The sequence below is a fragment of the Arthrobacter sp. UYEF20 genome (assembly GCF_040546335.1).
Lineage (GTDB): Bacteria > Actinomycetota > Actinomycetes > Actinomycetales > Micrococcaceae > Arthrobacter.
Window position 1 is genome coordinate 66,600 of record NZ_JBEPNP010000007.1, and the last position, 16,083, is coordinate 82,682.

Annotated in this window: 15 protein-coding genes and 1 riboswitch; of the genes, 8 read left to right on the forward strand and 7 right to left on the reverse strand. The window is 68.3% G+C overall.

Features of this window, described 5'->3' with window-relative positions:
• Positions 1-44 precede the first annotated feature (44 nt).
• The 5 genes from ABIB26_RS10030 (at position 45) to ABIB26_RS10050 (ending at position 5,838) form a co-directional block, all read left to right on the forward strand.
• Positions 45-1,502, forward strand: a complete 1,458-nt coding sequence (locus tag ABIB26_RS10030; RefSeq protein ID WP_354242092.1) for a dihydrolipoyl dehydrogenase family protein — start codon at positions 45-47, stop codon at positions 1,500-1,502.
• 92 nt (positions 1,503-1,594) lie between these two features.
• Positions 1,595-2,338 carry an ABC transporter ATP-binding protein gene (locus ABIB26_RS10035; protein ID WP_354242095.1) on the forward strand — a complete coding sequence of 248 codons (744 nt, stop codon included), beginning with the start codon at positions 1,595-1,597 and terminating at the stop codon, positions 2,336-2,338.
• The gene (locus ABIB26_RS10040; protein ID WP_354242098.1) at positions 2,335-4,380 is read left to right on the forward strand and encodes a YhgE/Pip family protein; all 2,046 of its coding nucleotides are present in this window, start codon (positions 2,335-2,337) and stop codon (positions 4,378-4,380) included. Before ABIB26_RS10035 ends, ABIB26_RS10040 begins: the two co-directional genes overlap by 4 nt.
• Positions 4,377-5,039 carry a TetR/AcrR family transcriptional regulator gene (locus ABIB26_RS10045; protein WP_354242101.1) on the forward strand — a complete coding sequence of 221 codons (663 nt, stop codon included), beginning with the start codon at positions 4,377-4,379 and terminating at the stop codon, positions 5,037-5,039. The genes ABIB26_RS10040 and ABIB26_RS10045 overlap by 4 nt, the downstream gene beginning before the upstream one ends.
• Positions 5,040-5,064: 25 nt before the next feature.
• Entirely contained in the window at positions 5,065-5,838 is a 774-nt protein-coding gene (locus ABIB26_RS10050) for a hypothetical protein (RefSeq protein ID WP_354242104.1), read from the forward strand.
• Here ABIB26_RS10050 and ABIB26_RS10055 read toward each other — a convergent pair.
• From ABIB26_RS10055 to ABIB26_RS10070, 4 genes are all read right to left on the reverse strand, one after another.
• Positions 5,835-6,749 (reverse strand): EamA family transporter, encoded by a 915-nt coding sequence (locus tag ABIB26_RS10055; RefSeq protein WP_354242106.1) that lies wholly within the window; start codon positions 6,747-6,749, stop codon positions 5,835-5,837. The genes ABIB26_RS10050 and ABIB26_RS10055 overlap by 4 nt on opposite strands.
• A gap of 99 nt (positions 6,750-6,848) precedes the next feature.
• Positions 6,849-7,346 (reverse strand): hypothetical protein, encoded by a 498-nt coding sequence (locus ABIB26_RS10060; RefSeq protein ID WP_354242109.1) that lies wholly within the window; start codon positions 7,344-7,346, stop codon positions 6,849-6,851.
• 114 nt (positions 7,347-7,460) lie between these two features.
• Complete coding sequence (locus ABIB26_RS10065) at positions 7,461-7,988, reverse strand: SixA phosphatase family protein (RefSeq protein WP_354242112.1); 528 nt, start codon at positions 7,986-7,988, stop codon at positions 7,461-7,463.
• A 143-nt stretch (positions 7,989-8,131) separates the two neighbouring features.
• On the reverse strand, positions 8,132-8,995 hold the full coding sequence (locus ABIB26_RS10070) for a winged helix-turn-helix domain-containing protein (RefSeq protein WP_354242115.1): 864 nt from the start codon (positions 8,993-8,995) through the stop codon (positions 8,132-8,134).
• A gap of 706 nt (positions 8,996-9,701) precedes the next feature.
• Here ABIB26_RS10070 and ABIB26_RS10075 point away from each other — a divergent pair.
• The 3 genes from ABIB26_RS10075 (at position 9,702) to ABIB26_RS10085 (ending at position 13,136) form a co-directional block, all read left to right on the forward strand.
• Positions 9,702-10,442 (forward strand): response regulator transcription factor, encoded by a 741-nt coding sequence (locus ABIB26_RS10075; protein WP_354242116.1) that lies wholly within the window; start codon positions 9,702-9,704, stop codon positions 10,440-10,442.
• 96 nt (positions 10,443-10,538) lie between these two features.
• The gene (locus ABIB26_RS10080; protein ID WP_502913655.1) at positions 10,539-12,014 is read left to right on the forward strand and encodes a HAMP domain-containing sensor histidine kinase; all 1,476 of its coding nucleotides are present in this window, start codon (positions 10,539-10,541) and stop codon (positions 12,012-12,014) included.
• 156 nt (positions 12,015-12,170) lie between these two features.
• Positions 12,171-12,328, forward strand: a riboswitch (cyclic di-AMP (ydaO/yuaA leader).
• On the forward strand, positions 12,327-13,136 hold the full coding sequence (locus ABIB26_RS10085) for an aggregation-promoting factor C-terminal-like domain-containing protein (protein ID WP_354242122.1): 810 nt from the start codon (positions 12,327-12,329) through the stop codon (positions 13,134-13,136). Its footprint overlaps the riboswitch before it by 2 nt.
• Positions 13,137-14,061: 925 nt before the next feature.
• Here ABIB26_RS10085 and ABIB26_RS10090 read toward each other — a convergent pair.
• From ABIB26_RS10090 to ABIB26_RS10100, 3 genes are all read right to left on the reverse strand, one after another.
• Positions 14,062-14,439: a glyoxalase superfamily protein gene (locus ABIB26_RS10090; protein ID WP_354242125.1), complete on the reverse strand. Its 378-nt coding sequence runs from the start codon at positions 14,437-14,439 to the stop codon at positions 14,062-14,064.
• A 108-nt stretch (positions 14,440-14,547) separates the two neighbouring features.
• Positions 14,548-15,183: a uracil phosphoribosyltransferase gene (gene upp, locus ABIB26_RS10095; protein ID WP_354242128.1), complete on the reverse strand. Its 636-nt coding sequence runs from the start codon at positions 15,181-15,183 to the stop codon at positions 14,548-14,550.
• 24 nt (positions 15,184-15,207) lie between these two features.
• On the reverse strand, positions 15,208-16,071 hold the full coding sequence (locus tag ABIB26_RS10100; RefSeq protein ID WP_502913650.1) for a phosphatase PAP2 family protein: 864 nt from the start codon (positions 16,069-16,071) through the stop codon (positions 15,208-15,210).
• Positions 16,072-16,083 lie beyond the last annotated feature (12 nt).

Genomic DNA, 16,083 nt, shown 5'->3' on the forward strand with positions numbered 1-16,083 from the left:
TGGGACCCCGCCATGGCCGTATGGTCCGGGCGTAGGCTTTTGCCATGACGGCACAGCTTGAGCGGGAATTCGATGTCATCGTGATCGGCGCGGGGGCCGTGGGCGAGAACGTAGCGGAGCGGGTGGTCCGGGGCGGGCTGTCCGCGGTGCTGGTCGAGGCGGAACTGGTCGGCGGTGAGTGCTCCTACTGGGCTTGCATGCCCTCCAAGGCGCTGCTGCGGCCCGGCACCGCCCTGCACGCAGCCCAGACCGTCCCCGGCGCCGGGCAGGCGGTCGCCCGGACCCTGGATGCCGCCGCAGTGCTGAAACGCCGCGATTTCTTCACCGCCAACTGGCAGGACGACAGCCAGGTCAAATGGGTCGAGGAAACCGGAATCGAGCTGATCCGCGGCCACGGCTGGCTCACGGGGCCGCGGAAAGTGGAGGTTGCGGGGCTGGACGGCAACAGCTACGCGCTCGCGGCGCGGCACGCCGTCGTGGTCGCGACGGGGTCCACCCCCAATCTGCCTCCGGTCGAAGGACTGGACGACGTCGAGTACTGGACCACGCGGGAAGCGACCTCCGCCCACCAGATTCCGGGGCGGCTGGCCGTGCTCGGCGGCGGCGTGGCCGGCACCGAACTCGCCCAGGCCTACGCGCGCCTGGGATCGGCGGTGACCCTCGTGGCCCGCGGCGGGCTGCTGGGCATGTTCCCGGCGGAGGCGTCGCGGCTGGTGGCGGCGGGCCTGCGGGCCGACGGCGTCGAACTCCGCCTGCACACCGGAACGCAAGGCGTCAGTGAGAACGACGACGGCTCCCTCAGCCTGGCGCTCGAGGGCGGCAGCACAGTCACGGCGGACAGGCTGCTCGTCACCACCGGGCGGCACCCGGCCCTCGAAGGACTGGGCCTGGAGAGCGTGGGGCTCGCCGCAGCGGAGGGCAAGGCGCTGAGGCTCGGCACCGACTCCACCGGTTTGGTCACCGGCGCAATAGACGACGACGGCGGACCGTGGCTCTACGCCGTCGGCGACGCGGCCGGAAAGGTCATGCTCACCCACCAGGGAAAATACGAGGCCCGGGCCACCGGCGGCGCAATCGCGGCGCGCGCGAGGGGCGAACTCACCGGAGAGCCGGAGCCGTGGAGCCGCTATGCCCAGACCGCCGACGTCCATGCCATACCCAATGTGGTGTTCACCGACCCGGAACTCGCCAACGTGGGGCGGTCCGTGCAGCAGGCGGAAAAGGATGGCTTCCGGGCCGCCTCCGTGGAGCTGCCCATCCAGGTGGCGGGATCCTCGCTGCACTCCGAGCCGTATGAGGGCTGGGCCCAGCTGGTGATCGACGAGGACCGCAAGGTACTGCTGGGCGCGACGTTCGCCGGCCCGGACGTCGCCGAGCTGCTGCACGCCGCCACGATCGCCGTTGTGGGCGAGGTGCCGCTGGACCGTCTCTGGCACGCCGTGCCGTCCTACCCGACCATCAGCGAAGTCTGGCTCCGGCTGCTCGAGGAATACGGCCTCTGAGCACGCGCCCGCTGCCGGGGACGGGCTGTATTTGAACTCACCAGTCAGTTTAGTTAGGCTTGGAGCAGACATTCCTCTGCGAAAGGCCCCCTTTGCTCTCCGTGCAACAGCTCTCCGTGAACGGCCGGCGGGACCTCCTGCTTCCGGCCACGTCGCTCCAGGCCATGCGCGGCGGGCTCCTGCTGGTGACGGGAACGCGGCAGGACCAGCGCACGGCCCTCGCGCTGACGCTGAGCGGGCGCATGAAGCCCTCCGGCGGCCGCTTTGCCTGGGACGGCAGGGAATGGGACGGCGGCGCCAGGATCAAACAGCTGCGTGCGGCGAGCGCCGTGGTGGACTCCCCCGGCGTCAACGAGCCCGAGCAGCACCTGAGCGTCCAGGATCTCGTCACGGAGGACCTCGCCCTGGTCCCCCGCCGCTACCGCGGCGCCCTGCTCAGCAAACCCTGGCTCAAGGTCAACCGCTTCGAGGACATCGCCGGGCTGTGGGTCGAGCAGCTCGACGCCGGCCGGCGGATCGAGCTGCTGACGGCTCTGGCCCTCGCCAACCCGAAGACGGATCTCCTCGTGGTCGACTCCCCCGACCGCCACAGCGGCGATCCCGCGGATTGGCTGCCGCGGCTTGAGGAGCTGGCGCACGACGCCGGGCGGCCGCTTGCCGTCGTCGCCACGGTCACCAACCTCCCGGCCGGGTGGGCCGGTCCCGCCGCCTCGATCGGCAACGCCCTCCCCGGGCCTGAACGGGCGGAACCGCCTTCCGGGGACGAACACCCGGCCCAGACGCTGCAAGGTCGAACGCTGCAAACTCAAACGCTGCAGGAAGAGGGCGCAAAGTGACTGTGCTGCGGCTGGCCCGCTCCGAACTCAAGCGCATGACCGGGGGCCTGCTTCCCAAGCTGACCATCCTGGCGCTGGCCATGGTCCCGCTGCTCTACGGGGCCGTGTACCTCTATGCCAACTGGGATCCCTACGGCAAGCTGAACCAGATCGACGCCGCGCTCGTGGTCGAGGACTCCGGCGCCACGTCCGCGGACGGCACCCGCCTCGAGGCCGGCAAGAAGGTGGCGGAGAGCCTGACCGACGGCCATGTCTTCAACTGGCAGACCGTTTCCGGATCGGAGGAAGCGGACCAGGGCGTGAGCACGGGCAAGTACGCCTTCGCGCTGAAGATCCCCAAGGACTTCTCGGCCAACCTGGTCTCCCCCGGCGGTTTCGACGCCGCCAACCAGGCCATGCTCAACGTCACCACCAACGACGCGAACAACTACCTGCTCAGCACCATCGTGGACAAGCTCACCACCGCCGTGCACACCACGGTTGCCACCGAGGTGGGCGAGGAAACCGCCAACCGGCTCCTCACCGGTTTCGGCACCATCCATTCCCAGATGCTCACGGCCTCCGACGGCGCCGGAAAGCTGGCCGACGGCGTCGCCACCGTGCACGACGGGACGGTGACCCTGCATCGGGGAACCGGCGAACTCAAGGACGGTGCCGCGGACCTCTACAACGGCCAGCTCAAGTTGCGGGACGGGGCAAACTCGCTCAGCACGGGCGCGTCCCAGCTCAGCGCCGGGCTCACCCAGCTGCAGGACAAGACCGCCACGCTGCCTGCCGATTCGCGGCGGCTCGCGGACGGTGCCGCGCAGGTGGCCGCCGGCAACGCCGCGCTCAACACCCAGGTGCAGGGGCTGGCGGGCCAGCTGGCCGCCTCCGGCCAAGCCGCCGCCCAGGCGCAGCGCGGCCGGGTGCTGGCTTCGAACAGCAGGCTCATCGCCGCCGGCGTTATCAGCCAGGACCAGGCGGACCGGATCCTGGCCGATTTCGACGCCACCCCGGCTCCGCCGGCGCCGGCGTCTGCCGACAAGCTGAAGCTGGCCACCGCCCAGGTACAGCAACTGGCGGACGGCTCCGCGGCGGTCAGCGCCGGGGCCGCAAAACTTGCCGGTGCATCACCGGCCCTCAGCGGCGCCGTCGGCAAGGCCGCTTCGGGTGCCGGGCAGCTCGCGGGCGGCGCGTCCACCCTCGCCGCCGGTCAGCAGAGCGCGCTGGACGGTGCCGGGAAACTCTCCCAGGGTGCGGCGAGACTTGATGAGGGCGCGGCTCAGCTGGAGGGCGGAGCCGCCACGGCGTCCGACGGCGCCCGAACCCTTGCGGGCGAGCTCGCCGCCGGTGCTGGGAAAGTCCCCAACCCCGACGACGCCCAGAAGGACAGCCTCGCCCGGGTGATGGCCGATCCGGTCGCCGTCAACAACGTCTCACAGGCGAAGGCCGGTTCCTACGGGGCGGGACTCGCGCCGTTCTTCCTCACCCTGGCCCTGTGGATCGGTGTCTTTATGCTGATCCAGGCGATGCGGCCCGTCACCCAGCGGGCACTGGCCTCCAACGCCCCGGCGTGGAAAATCGCCGTCGGGGGCTGGCTTCCGTTCCTGGCGGTCGCCGCCGTCCAGGCGAGCCTGCTGACCCTGGTGGTGGACTTGGGGCTGGGGCTCAACCCCGCACATCCGGTGCTGATGTGGGTCCTCATGCTGGCCGCGGCGATGGCGTTCAGCGCGATAATCCAGGGCGTGGTGGCGCTGCTCGGATCTCCCGGCAAGCTCGTGGTCCTCATCCTGCTGGTGCTCCAGCTGGTCTCCTCCGGCGGCACCTTCCCGTGGCAGACCACTCCCGAGCCGCTGCATGTGGTGCACCAGCTCCTGCCGATGGGGTACGTGGTCAGCGGGATGCGGCACCTGATCTACGGCGCCGACCTCACCAGCATCCTGCCCACCATGCTGGGGCTGCTTGGCTACACTTTGCTGGGTACGGCAATGTCCACCGTGGCCGTTCGCAAGCACAAGTACTGGACCCTTAAGACCTTGAAACCGGAGATCGCCCTATGAGCAGCAGCCCTTCGGACAGCAGCCCGCCCTCTTCCGGCGCCGCTGGGACGCCAGGTGAATCTGCGAAGAGGCTCCGTCCGGCGCGCACCAACGCCACCAAGCAGAAGCTGTTCGAGGCCTCCATGGAGCTGATCGGCGAGCGTGGCGCGGCGGGGGTCACCGTCGATGAAATCGCGGCGGCCGCCGGGGTCTCCAAGGGCACCGTGTATTACAACTTCGGCAGCAAGTCGGACCTGATCGCCCAGTTGCTGCGCCACGGGGTGGACATCCTGCTGGCACGGCTGCTGAGCGTCAAGGACACCGCGGCCGATCCCCTCGCCGCCATGGACGAGATGATCGGCCAGGCCATGGACTTCATGGCGGACTACCCCTCCTTCGCCCGGCTATGGGTCAGTGAGAACTGGCGGACGCCGAGCGAGTGGCAGGACACCTTCACCGAACTGCGCGGACTCCTGCTCGCCGTGATCGGAGCCGCAATCGATGGGGTGGCCGCCGTCTACCCGGTGGATCCCACCGTCTCCCGCGGCAGCCTGGAGACCGCTATTTTCGGTGCCTGCTTTGTGGTTGGCCTGGACCGGCAGACCTACAACCCGGAACGGACCCGCGAGCAAAGCGTCGCCGCAATCATGGCATCCATGCGCGGCTACGTGGTGAAGTAGCCCCCGCTCAGGGATGATGGGTCACATGCGCCACATGGGTAACAGCGGCAAGACAGCCATCGGAGCGTTTCTGGCTGCCCTCGCGTTGCTGGTGCTGACCGGGGTCACCCTGCACGAGACGGTACTCGTGTGGTTCCTGGCCGCTTCCACCGCCGCGTATGTGGCTTGCGTTGCCGAGGTGGTGGTCCGCCGACGGCACAGGACCCTGGTGGCAAGCGGCATCGGCAGCATCCTCTTCATTGCGTTCGGCATCGCCTTCCTGCGGCAATGGGGGCTGGCCTTCAACTCGGACCCGGACGCCCTATCCACCCCGGTGGATTCCGAGCATCCGGACCTGTACTTCTACCTCGCGGCGGCCTCCGGCGCCGTCACCTTGCTGTTGCTGTTCGCCGGGACCGTCCTGCCCGGCAGGGGCGGGACCCGGCGTGGCGCCAACTACGCCCCGCGCCGCCGTCCGCCGTGGGCCTCCCGCGGCCCAGCCAGGGGTCCGGCTTCCAGGGGTGCGGCTTCCAGGGGTGCCGCTTCCACGGGTGCGCCGGCCGGGGATCCGTCCCGCCGGGTTCCGTCGACGAGAGGCGCGTCCTCCGGGACGTCCGCGCCGCGTCCGGCACCGCGGGACTCTGCCTCCAGGACGGCAGCCTCCAGGCCGGCAGCACCCCGGGCCGCGCCACGGGCCGCGGCCAAGGCGCCGTCCGTCAAGGCGCCCGCGGCCAAGGCGCCTGCGGCCAAAGCATCCTCCGTCAAGTCTCCGCCCAAGTCCCCGGCCGGGCCTGCCGCAAGGTCGTCCACGCGCCGCTAGGCGTGCGGTGCCACACCCCGCGGCGTCGAACGCGTGCGCGGCAAACGCCACGGTCGCAGCACGGCCGTCGCCACCCCGCCCAGCAGCAGCAGGCCCCCGGCCGCTTCGGCGGGAGAGGGGATCTCGCCCAGGACCAGCCACGCCGTGGTCATGCCGACCACGGGGACCAGCAGCGTGAACGGGACCACCGCGGAGGACGGGTAAAGACTGAGAAGCCGGTTCCAGATTCCGTAGCCCACGAGGGAGCCGAAGACCGCGGTGTACAGGGCGCTCAGCAGGGTGACGGGCTGCACCTCCATGAGAGCCCCCGACACCGCGGCCGGACCGTCCAGCAGCAGTGAAAGCCCCAGCAGCGGCAGCGGCACCACGGCCCCGGACCAGACCACAAGACCCAGCCCGGAGGCTGCCTTTGCCTTCCGGGCGACGATGTTTCCGGCAGCCCAGGACAGGGCCGCCGCCAGCACGATCATGAGCGGCAACACGGGGGCCACCAGGCTGCGCCCGACGGCCACCACGGCCAGGCCCGCCACGCCCAGGACGACGCCGGCGAGCTGCCGCCGGCTGGGCCGTTCACCGAGCAAGCCGGCAGCCAGCAGCACCGTCAGGAGGACCTGCGCCTGCAGGACCAGGGAGGCGAGGCCGGCCGGCATGCCCAGGGCCATGGCCAGGTAGAGGAGACCGAACTGGCCGGCGCTCATAAAGAGCCCGACGCCGACGATCGCCTTCCAGCTCACGTCCGGCTTCCGGATGAAGAAGATACACGGGATCACCACGAGGGTGAAACGCATGGCGACGAACAGCAGCGGCGGCATCTCCGCCCCATTCGGGTGCAGGCCAAGATCGATCGCGACAAAGTTGACGCCCCACAGCACGGCAACGAGGAGGGCCAGGGCGGAATGGCGAGGGTTCACAGTGCCACTATGCCGGTTTCAGGTGTGCTCCGCCCCTATCACGAGGACGACGTACCGAAAAGTCCGGCCCAGGCAGGCGGGATTCGGGGAGACTTGCTGTCAGAGATTCCGTGGCCGGTCGCCGCGGGGCTGGTCATCCTCCGGCCGGTGGGTGCCGGTGTCGCCCTCGACGGGGTTCGTCGCACCGCGGTCCCGGCGCAATTCCTCACCGCTCGTCCCGTCGCGGGGCACTTCGTCCCGGGACTCGGCGTCGCCGCGTTCGCTGGTCACCACGTCAGGGTCCAGTTCGTCAGCCTTCCGCAGCTGTTCCTGGGCGCCGGAGCGGACGTTCTGGGCCTCAGCCTGGCGGCCGTGGGCTTCCTCACGCAGGCGCTCGGCCTCAACTTCGGCCTGCTTCGCATCTGCCTCGGCACGCGCCCCCTTCGCCTCGCGCTCCCTCGCACCGATCTCGTCGGTCTTGGCCTGTTCACGCATCTCGCCCGCCCGGCTGCGGTTTGCCTCCACCTTGCGCTTGCGGTTGAGCATGACTGCCACTGCAATGATTACCAGCACGACGATGACGCCAACAATGATCCCTATGATCTGTCCTGAATCCACGATGATCCACCTTTTTCCCTCGAACACGGAAGCCGACGAGTAACAGCATCAGTAAACCGCAGAATTGGTCCCGTGACCATGGATTCAGGGCGACGGGGAACCCTCAGCCGGGCGCTATTTGGCCCGGGGCACTTTGAAGTGTGTGAGCCGCGCGTCCTGGCCATCCAGTTCGGACCAGGACTTCTCCGTCTCCATCACGGTCAGGCCGCTCGTGGGGTACCGGGTGGCCGCGTCCATGTACGCGTCATGGTTGGAATCACGGGAAGCCAGGTGCATGGCAAGGTCCTGCACCCCCGGCATGTGCGAGATCACCATCAGCGTGGTGACGGTGTCCGGGACATGGTTAATGACGGTCAGCATCCGCAGGGCCGAGGCGGCGTAGAGCCCGTCCTCAAGTTTCGGCGTCGGTGCCTTGTCGCCGAGTTCGTTGCACACCCACGTGCACGTCTGCCGCGTCCGGAGCGCACTGGAGCAAAGGATGAAATCGGGGACCACACCGTGCTTGAGCAGCCATTTGCCGGCCATAGGCGCGTCCCTGTGGCCACGTTCCTCCAGCGGCCGGTCGTGATCCGCAACGCCTCCGGGCCAGTCGGCCTTGGCATGCCGCATGATCACCAGCCGTTTGATGTGATGCGCGCTCATGCACCCACCCTACTATCCCAACTGGCTCGCATTTGTTGCCGTCCTGAACCCCCAAACGGCAACAACTGCGAGTCAGATGGGTGGCCGGAAACGCAAAAGCGCCCGCCCCAGTTCAGGGACGGACGCTCTGCGTGAAGCTAAGACTAGATCGAGTATTCCGGCGCGGCCCAGACAACAACCTCGGGGTGCTCGTAGAAGCGGTACCCCTGGCCGCGCACCGTGCGCACGGTGTTGGCGAGCCGGCCGAGCTTGGAGCGCAGGCGGCGGATGTGGACGTCGATGGTGCGCTCGTTCGGCACCTCTTCGGCGTTCCGCCACAGTCCCTCGAGCAGCTCGTCGCGGCCCACGGTGCGGGTACCGTTCTCCACGAGGTAGTTCAGGAGCTCGAATTCCTTGAACGTGAGGTTCAGGGAATCGCCGTCGAGGTGGACCTCGCGGCGGGCAAGGTCGATGAGAACGCCGGACGGGCGCGGGTCCTGCGGCTGCTGGAGGCGTGCGGTCTCGGCACGCTGCCGGGCGCCGACGGTGGGGTCACCGAAGGTGGAGCGGACGACGTCGAGCGCGGAACCCGGGGCGCTGGCCGGCGCAACGGCGACGGCGGCGTAGCTTTCCGCCCCCGCGACCAGTGACTGGGCGTAGGCCCGGATCTCCTGGGCGAGCTTGGCGATGGACGTGCCGGCAGCCGCGGCGGTCTCCTCGTCGATGCCCATGTAGAGCACGAAGCCGCGGGCGACGTTCTCGGCCGGGACGGGGCGGACCGCGCTGCCGTTAGCCGGACCAATGACGGGAGTGGGCGCCGTGGCCGGGGCGGCCGGAACGGCGCGGAGCTGGCCGTAGGAATCGGGGTTGTAGCCCTGTGCCGCGTAACCCGGGGCCGGGAAGCTGTTGCCGGACCCGGCGGGGGAGAATCCCTGGCGGCCGCCGAAGCCCTGGCGGATCCCGGAGGCCTGGCCGGGCTTGCCGGCGTTACGGACGGAGATGTGGACGTATCCGGATGCAACTGACATGGAATGCTTACCTCAATGTGAATGGCCGTCATCGCGGCTCGAATGCTACTTTTCCCCGCAATGAAACTGGGGAGGGGCGCCCGACGCTGGGCTGGGGCGAATGCCTAGAAACTCTTGGGGTGTAAAAGTTAGGCGTACATTCGACAACAGCGCATCTCGGTGTCAGCGGGTGGGCTGATCCAGGAAGCTGCGGCTGCAGGTGCTGTTGAGTTCTTGTTCACAATTGAAGTGTGCAACGTAACAATGCCAACTTGCAAGTAACAAAGGGATTCGAGTTCCACATAGTGAGACGAAATGCAGGATTGTAGTGCAGATCACAATTCTGCGGCATCGAGAAAATAACAGATGTTTTCTTGACCGACTGGTCAGTCGAGGGGTTTGGCCGAATATTGTTCGCCTCGGACGGCTGTTTGCTAAGAATCATTCATGGGAGGGCAATCCGGCGGAAGCTTCGCCTACTTATCATTCAATGTCCACCGTCCCACAGAGTGGTCACTCCGTCAGGCTCGAATTGTCCGGCGGTGGAACGCTTTCGAAAGGTCCGCCGCCCATGCCGGCCGTTCGGTCCGGCGAGACGCCGGCGCCGACGCCCGCGACGGACCTCTCCACGCCGACGCAGCGGCTTCCAGCTCGCTACGCTGGGATTCACAGGTGCAGCACAGGATCCCCAAAGCCCCGCCTAACCGGCAGATCGGAGAGTTGTCCCATGGCCTCCTCGCACTCCATGACCAACAACCTTCCGCAGCTCACCCACCCGGACGGCTCCCCCATCCGAGCCCTCGTCGTGGATGACGAACCCAGCCTCTCCGAGCTCATGAGCATGGGCCTGCGGATGGCAGGCTGGTCCGTCGCCGTCGCGGCAGACGGACCCGAAGCGGTCAAACTCGCCAAGGAGTTCCGCCCCGACGTGCTGGTGCTCGATGTCATGATCCCCGGGTTCGACGGCGTCGAAGTGCTCGGCAGGATCCGCGCCTTCGCTCCGGTTGTGCCTGCCCTGTTTCTCACCGCGAAGGACGACGTCCAGGACCGGATCACCGGCCTCGCCGCCGGCGGGGACGACTATGTCACCAAGCCCTTCAGCATGGAGGAAGTCCTGCTGCGCCTGCACCGGCTCGTGCAGCGCTCCGGCGCGGCCGCCATGGACTCAGCGGAGCTCGTGGTCGGTGACCTCGTCCTCAATATCGATACCCGCGAAGTCACCCGGGCCGGCGAGGAACTGCACCTCACCGCGACGCAGTTCGAGTTGCTGCGCTACCTCATGGAGAACCCCAAACGGGTCATCAGCAAGGCGCAGATCCTGGACCGGGTGTGGGACTACGACTTCGGCGGACAAGCCAACATCGTCGAACTGTACATCTCCTACCTCCGCAAAAAGATCGATGCCAGCCGCGCTCCCATGATCCACACCGTGCGCGGCGCCGGCTACGTCCTGAAGCCGGCGGACTGATCCGTGCGCGCTCTCTCCGGTGAGACCCCTGCCCCCCGGCGAAAGTGGCGCGACCCCTCCACCTGGCATCTGCGCACCCGGCTGGTCCTCGTCACCATGGCGCTGCTTGTGGCGATCTGCGGCGCCGTAGGACTTTTCAGCTACGCCTCCATGGACGTCGTCCTCACCAAGCAACTCGACACGCAGCTGGATGAGGCGTCCCACCGCGCCAGCTTGTTCGGACGGCCCTCACCCGGTAATTCCGGCGGACGCTCCGATCCGCTGGAGGCCCGCGGCCAGGGCATCGGTACGCTCAACGCGCGGATCCTGGGCGGCGCCGTCAGCAACCCCGGCTTCCTCGCCGGGGACGCCACCCGGAAGAGCCTCTCCCCCGATGACGACCACGTCCTCCTCGAGCTCACGCCCAACGGCCTCCCGGTTGACCGGACGCTCTCGGCCGGCGCCTACCGGCTCACTGCCGTGCGGACCCCCTATGGAGACGTGATCGTCACCGGGCTCCCGCTGGCGGAAAAGCAGAACACGCTGGCTTCGCTGGTGTGGACCATGGTGGTGGTGTCTGCCGGCGGCCTCGTCGTGATCGGTCTCGCCGGCACGGCACTGATCCGCCGGACCATGAAGCCGCTCGAACAGCTCTCCGACGTGGCCACCAAGGTCTCCCGGCTCCCCCTCGACGCCGGCGAGGTGGCACTCGCAGTCCGGGTGCCGGCGTCGGCCGCCCATCGTGGCACGGAAGTGGGCAGTGTGGGCTACGCGCTGAACCAGATGCTGGACAATGTCTCCAACGCGCTTGAGGCGCGGCAGCTCAGCGAAATGAGGGTGCGCCAGTTCGTGGCCGATGCCTCGCATGAGCTGCGGACCCCGTTGACCGCCATACGCGGCTACACCGAGCTGATGCGGATGACCGAGCAATTCACGCCGGACGGCGAGAAGTCCCTCGCACGGGTGCAGAGCCAGTCCGAACGGATGACCACCTTGGTTGAGGATCTGCTGCTGCTGGCCCGCCTGGACGAGGGCCAGCCCCTCAAGCTCAGCGAGGTGGACCTCACCCAGCTGGCAATCGAGACGGTCAGCGACGAGAAGGTCATGGCCCCGGATCACCTCTGGCAGCTGGAACTGCCGGAAGAGCCGGTGGTGGTCCGCGGCGACTCCGCGCAGCTCCATCAGGTGCTGGCCAACCTGCTCTCCAACGCGCGCAAGCACACCAGGGCCGGGACCACCGTGGTGACCGGAGTGATGCGTTCAGCCGATGGAAGCGCCGTGGTCACGGTGACCGACAACGGCAACGGAATCCCCGCTCAGTTCATGAATAAGGTCTTTTCACGCTTCGCCCGCGCGGACGCGGCACGGAAGAACCCGGCAGTCACGACGGCGGCCGCTGCCCGTCCGGGGATTCCCCGCAGCCACTGGGCCCCCGCCGTCGCCCCGGCAACCACTGCCGAGGGGACCAGCGGGCTTGGCTTATCGATCGTGCAGGCGATTGTCGCGGCCCACGGCGGCACCGTCGAGGTCACCTCCCGGCCAGGCAGGACGGAGTTCGCCGTGCGCCTGCCCACGAGCCCGCAGGTGGCGTAGCCACGGTGCGGAGGGCTGGGCGGAAGAGCGCAAGGCGACACTCCGCCGTCGTGATGTCCGTTACCAAAATGTGACTCTCGGATGGAACTCCTGTACGGTTTTTAGAGTGCGGCCGCCACTGGGCCGTGCATCCGGATGGACGCCAAACTCTGCCGCTTCCCGGATTCGCTAGACCAGGCAGAGGCGGGGAACCCAGAGTTCCCGGGCATCTGCATTTATGCACCCTTGGGGTGAAGCCGACACGTGAAGCTCCGTGCGGCCGGATTTCTCATCCGAACCCGACAGCTAACTCCGCAGGCGTTGAGAGGCATCATGACTAAATTCAAGGTACAAACGCGCCGCGAAGGCGCCGCAGGAAAATTCGGCTCCACGCATTCACGCCACCGCGCCGAGTCAGCCAAGCCGGCCTCGGCCCTGTCCCGGTTTACCGCGGGCATCGGTTCCACCGGCCGCCGCGTCGCCGTCGTTGCCACCGTTTGCGCGGTCCTGGTCGGAGTTGGCGCTGCCGGGCAGGCCGCCGAGACGTCCAGCCGCAACTCCACCGCCGGCAGTTCCAAGGCGTCCGCCACCATCGCCGACCCGCTGACGCCCCTGAACTTCGAACGGGTCCGCGACGCCCAGGCCTTCGTGCCCCCCGGCGCCAGCGTTGAGGCCCCGTCCGCGGCGGCGAAGCCCGCTGAAGCACCTGCCCCGGCTTCTGCCGCGGCACCGGCCCCGGCACCCGCCGAGGCGCCGGCACCCGCGCCGGCACCTGCCCCGGCCCCGGCGCCCGCACCGGCACCGGCCCCCGAAGCGGCGGCGCCCGTCGCCGTTGACGATCCCGCCGGGGCCCAGGCCTACGCCGCCTCCCGGCTGGAATCCTACGGCTGGGCGCCCGGCGAAATGCAGAGCCTGATGAAGCTCTGGACCAAGGAGTCCGACTGGAAGACCACGGCCACGAACCCGAGCAGCGGCGCCTACGGTGTGGTCCAGTCCCTGCCGGCCGAAAAAATGGCGAGCGCCGGCGCTGACTACCGGACCAACTACCGGACCCAGATCAACTGGGGTCTCAATTACGTCAAGGAACGCTACGGCTCCCCCAGCGGCGCCCTGAGCTTCCATTACGCGAACAACTGGTACTAAGCCGGCCGGCAGTTTCCCCGGACGTACCTGCTTCAGGACGTACCTGTTTCAGCAAGAATGCCCCGAATCCCTGCGGTTCGGGGCATTCTTTCGTGCTGAGTGCTGAGTGCTGGCCGCGGGCGGAGCCGTGCGCTGGTGCGTCCAGCGCGCAATTTCGTTAGTTCGTCGGGGGTCAGGTCCAGGCGGTGGGGTGGTTGAGGCGGAGGCCGCAGGCGGTGCCGCGCCAGGCCATCACGGGCGGCGGCTTCAAGGACCTCGACCAGCCGGCTCGGTCGACCGGAATACACCACCGGCCTCGACCGCCAGCTGCCACGCCTGGGCAGGTACGAGCACGCACCGGCAGCCTGACACCGACGGCCTCAGCGAAAATGACCACCGGTCAGGACATGCCCCGCGCCGGGGTCGGCGGATGGACATACTCCGGCTATGCCCTGTCCCGGGCGCGAGGACTCGGCGGTCCTCCCGGGAAGTAGCCCGGCGCCGGCCACCGGAAACGCCCCACGCACCCCTGCCGTGACGTTCCTCCCCGGTTGCTTCGGCGCCACGCGCAAACCGCCCGCGGGAATCCGGGGTTCACCACGGCAGGCAGGCGGTTCGGCGGCAAGCAACCGGGCAGGAGGGACCCGCCGACTGCCCGCGTCCACGTGCCCGGCTTCCGGCCAGGGAACGTCACGGTGCCGCCGGTGCCGGGCGCGAAGACTGGGCGGTCCTCCCGGGGAAGTGGCCCGACGCCCGCAGCGGAGTCACTGTACGTGCCCCCGGATCAGGACATGCCCCGCGCCGGGGTCGGCGGATGGACATATTCCGGCTATGCCCTGTTTCGGGCGCGAAAACTGGACATGTCCCCCCCGGCGCGACGACTGGGCATGTCCCCCCCGGCGCGACGACCGGGCCTCAACCCCCGACGAATTAACGAAAATGACGTCTAGCCGTTGGGCCGGTTGGGGATGTACTGGACCGCCCATTTGTTGCCGTCGGGATCCGCAAAATGGACGAAGTGCCCCCAGTCCTGGACATCGACGTCGCTGACGTCCACGCCGTTATCCTTGAGCTGCTTGTGCGCGGCCTGGATGTCGCTGACCACGAGCTGCAGGCTGGGGGCGGTGCCCGGCGGCGCGTCGGTGAGGCCCTCGCCGATCGCGATCGAGCAGCCGGAGCCCGGCGGGGTCAGCTGGACGAAGCGGATTCCGTCCATGGGCCGCTCGTCGTAGTCGGCGTTGAAGCCGACTTTGTTGACGTAGAAGTCCTTGGCGCGGTCCACATCGGACACGGGGACAAACACGAGTTCAAGTTTCCAGTCCATGGCCCACACGCTAGCGCGGCCTGCGGGATTCCGGAAGGGAACGCGTGCCGGACCCGGCAATAGCCGGGTCCTCAACAGCCGGGTCCTCAACGCGGCTGTCTGGCTGTACTAGCCCGCGATGCCGTAGAGGCGGTCGCCGGCGTCGCCCAGGCCGGGCACGATGTAGGACTTCTCGTTGAGCTTCTCGTCGATCGAGGCGAGGACGATCGTCACGTTGGCGTCCGCGAGCTCCTCCTCCAGCCTGGCCAGGCCTTCGGGGGCGGCGAGCAGGCAGATGCAGGTGACGTCGGAGGCGCCGCGCTTGAAGAGGAACTTGATGGCCTCGCGCAGGGTGCCGCCGGTGGCCAGCATGGGGTCCAGGACGAAGATCTGCCGGTCCGTGAGGTCCTCGGGGAGGCGCTCGGCGTAGGTGATGATGTCCAGGGTCTCCTCGTCCCGGGCCATGCCCAGGAAGCCGACCTCGGCGGTGGGGACCAGCTTGGTCATGCCCTCGAGCATGCCGAGCCCGGCTCGGAGGATGGGGACCACCAGCGGAGTGGGCTTGGTGAAGGCGGTGCCGATGGTGGTGCTGACCGGGGTCTCGATGGTCACGGGCTCGGTGCGGACCTCACGGGTGGCCTCATACGCCAGGAGCGTGACGAGCTCCTCGGTGAGCTGGCGGAAGACCGGGGACGGGGTGTTCTTGTCCCGCAGAACGGTGAGCTTATGGGCGACCAGCGGGTGGTCCACAACGAGAGTGCGCATGGGTCAAAACTATCACCCGGTCGCCTAGGACCTTCCCGAGGGGCCGGGTGTATCGGCGTCGTTAGTCTCGGCGGGACGGCCGCCGCCGGAACCGCGACCGGAGCCGCCGCTACCGGCCTCCGTGCCCCCCTCGTGGAGGCGGGCGGGATGGTCAAACGTGGGCGCGGGACCCGCCTGTTCCCGGTGGCGCAGCACATGGAAGAGCCGGTGGGCCAGGATCACAATCCCCACCCAGCCGAGCCCCAGTACCCACCCGATGATCACATCGGTCATCCAGTGGTGGCCCAGATAGACCCTGCTCATGCCCATCGCGACGATGAAGATCACACCCGCCGTGATCAGGCCGACCCGGGCGATAGCTCGTTGGACTTCCAGACAGGCGAGGTACACCACTAGCCCGATCACCACCGTCGTGTTGAGCGTGTGGCCGCTCGGGAAGGACGGCGAGTCTTCGTAGGGCGGGACGGCGTCGGCGTGGTCTGGCCGGTTCCGCCCGATCAGCTTCTTGCCCAGGGTGGTGGCGGTCACGGAGACGGCGGCTGCGCCGCCGATCAGGATCAGCGGCCGCCAGGTACGGCTGGCCCAGATGAGCCAGGCCGTCAGGATGCTGGCCAGGATCGGCATGCCGATCCCGCCGCCGATGTTGGTGAACCCCGTGACGAACGAGTCCAGGCCTGGACTCCGTAGCCGTTCCATAAACGCCAGGGTGGGCTTGTCCAGGTTCGCCAGGCCGACGTCGTCCACGACGTTGTCATAGACCTCGGCGCTCAACAGCGCCAGGACCACCACGACCACGCCGCCGATGAGCATCGTGACCCACAGCGCCGCGTAGGGCACCACCCATTTGCCCCAGCGGTGCGTCAACCAGCTCTCAGTCCTGGTTTTCACGGCTGTCTCCTG

What these genes read in the sequence shown, in the direction of transcription:
- ABIB26_RS10030 (WP_354242092.1), top strand. Translation starts at nt 45, where the DNA reads ATGACGGCACAGCTTGAGCGGGAATTCGATGTCATCGTGATCGGCGCG.
- ABIB26_RS10045 (WP_354242101.1), top strand. Translation starts at nt 4,377, where the DNA reads ATGAGCAGCAGCCCTTCGGACAGCAGCCCGCCCTCTTCCGGCGCCGCT.
- ABIB26_RS10050 (WP_354242104.1), top strand. Translation starts at nt 5,065, where the DNA reads ATGCGCCACATGGGTAACAGCGGCAAGACAGCCATCGGAGCGTTTCTG.
- ABIB26_RS10065 (WP_354242112.1), bottom strand. Translation starts at nt 7,988, where the DNA reads ATGAGCGCGCATCACATCAAACGGCTGGTGATCATGCGGCATGCCAAG.
- ABIB26_RS10070 (WP_354242115.1), bottom strand. Translation starts at nt 8,995, where the DNA reads ATGTCAGTTGCATCCGGATACGTCCACATCTCCGTCCGTAACGCCGGC.
- ABIB26_RS10075 (WP_354242116.1), top strand. Translation starts at nt 9,702, where the DNA reads ATGGCCTCCTCGCACTCCATGACCAACAACCTTCCGCAGCTCACCCAC.
- ABIB26_RS10080 (WP_502913655.1), top strand. Translation starts at nt 10,539, where the DNA reads ATGGCGCTGCTTGTGGCGATCTGCGGCGCCGTAGGACTTTTCAGCTAC.
- ABIB26_RS10085 (WP_354242122.1), top strand. Translation starts at nt 12,327, where the DNA reads ATGACTAAATTCAAGGTACAAACGCGCCGCGAAGGCGCCGCAGGAAAA.
- ABIB26_RS10090 (WP_354242125.1), bottom strand. Translation starts at nt 14,439, where the DNA reads ATGGACTGGAAACTTGAACTCGTGTTTGTCCCCGTGTCCGATGTGGAC.
- upp (WP_354242128.1), bottom strand. Translation starts at nt 15,183, where the DNA reads ATGCGCACTCTCGTTGTGGACCACCCGCTGGTCGCCCATAAGCTCACC.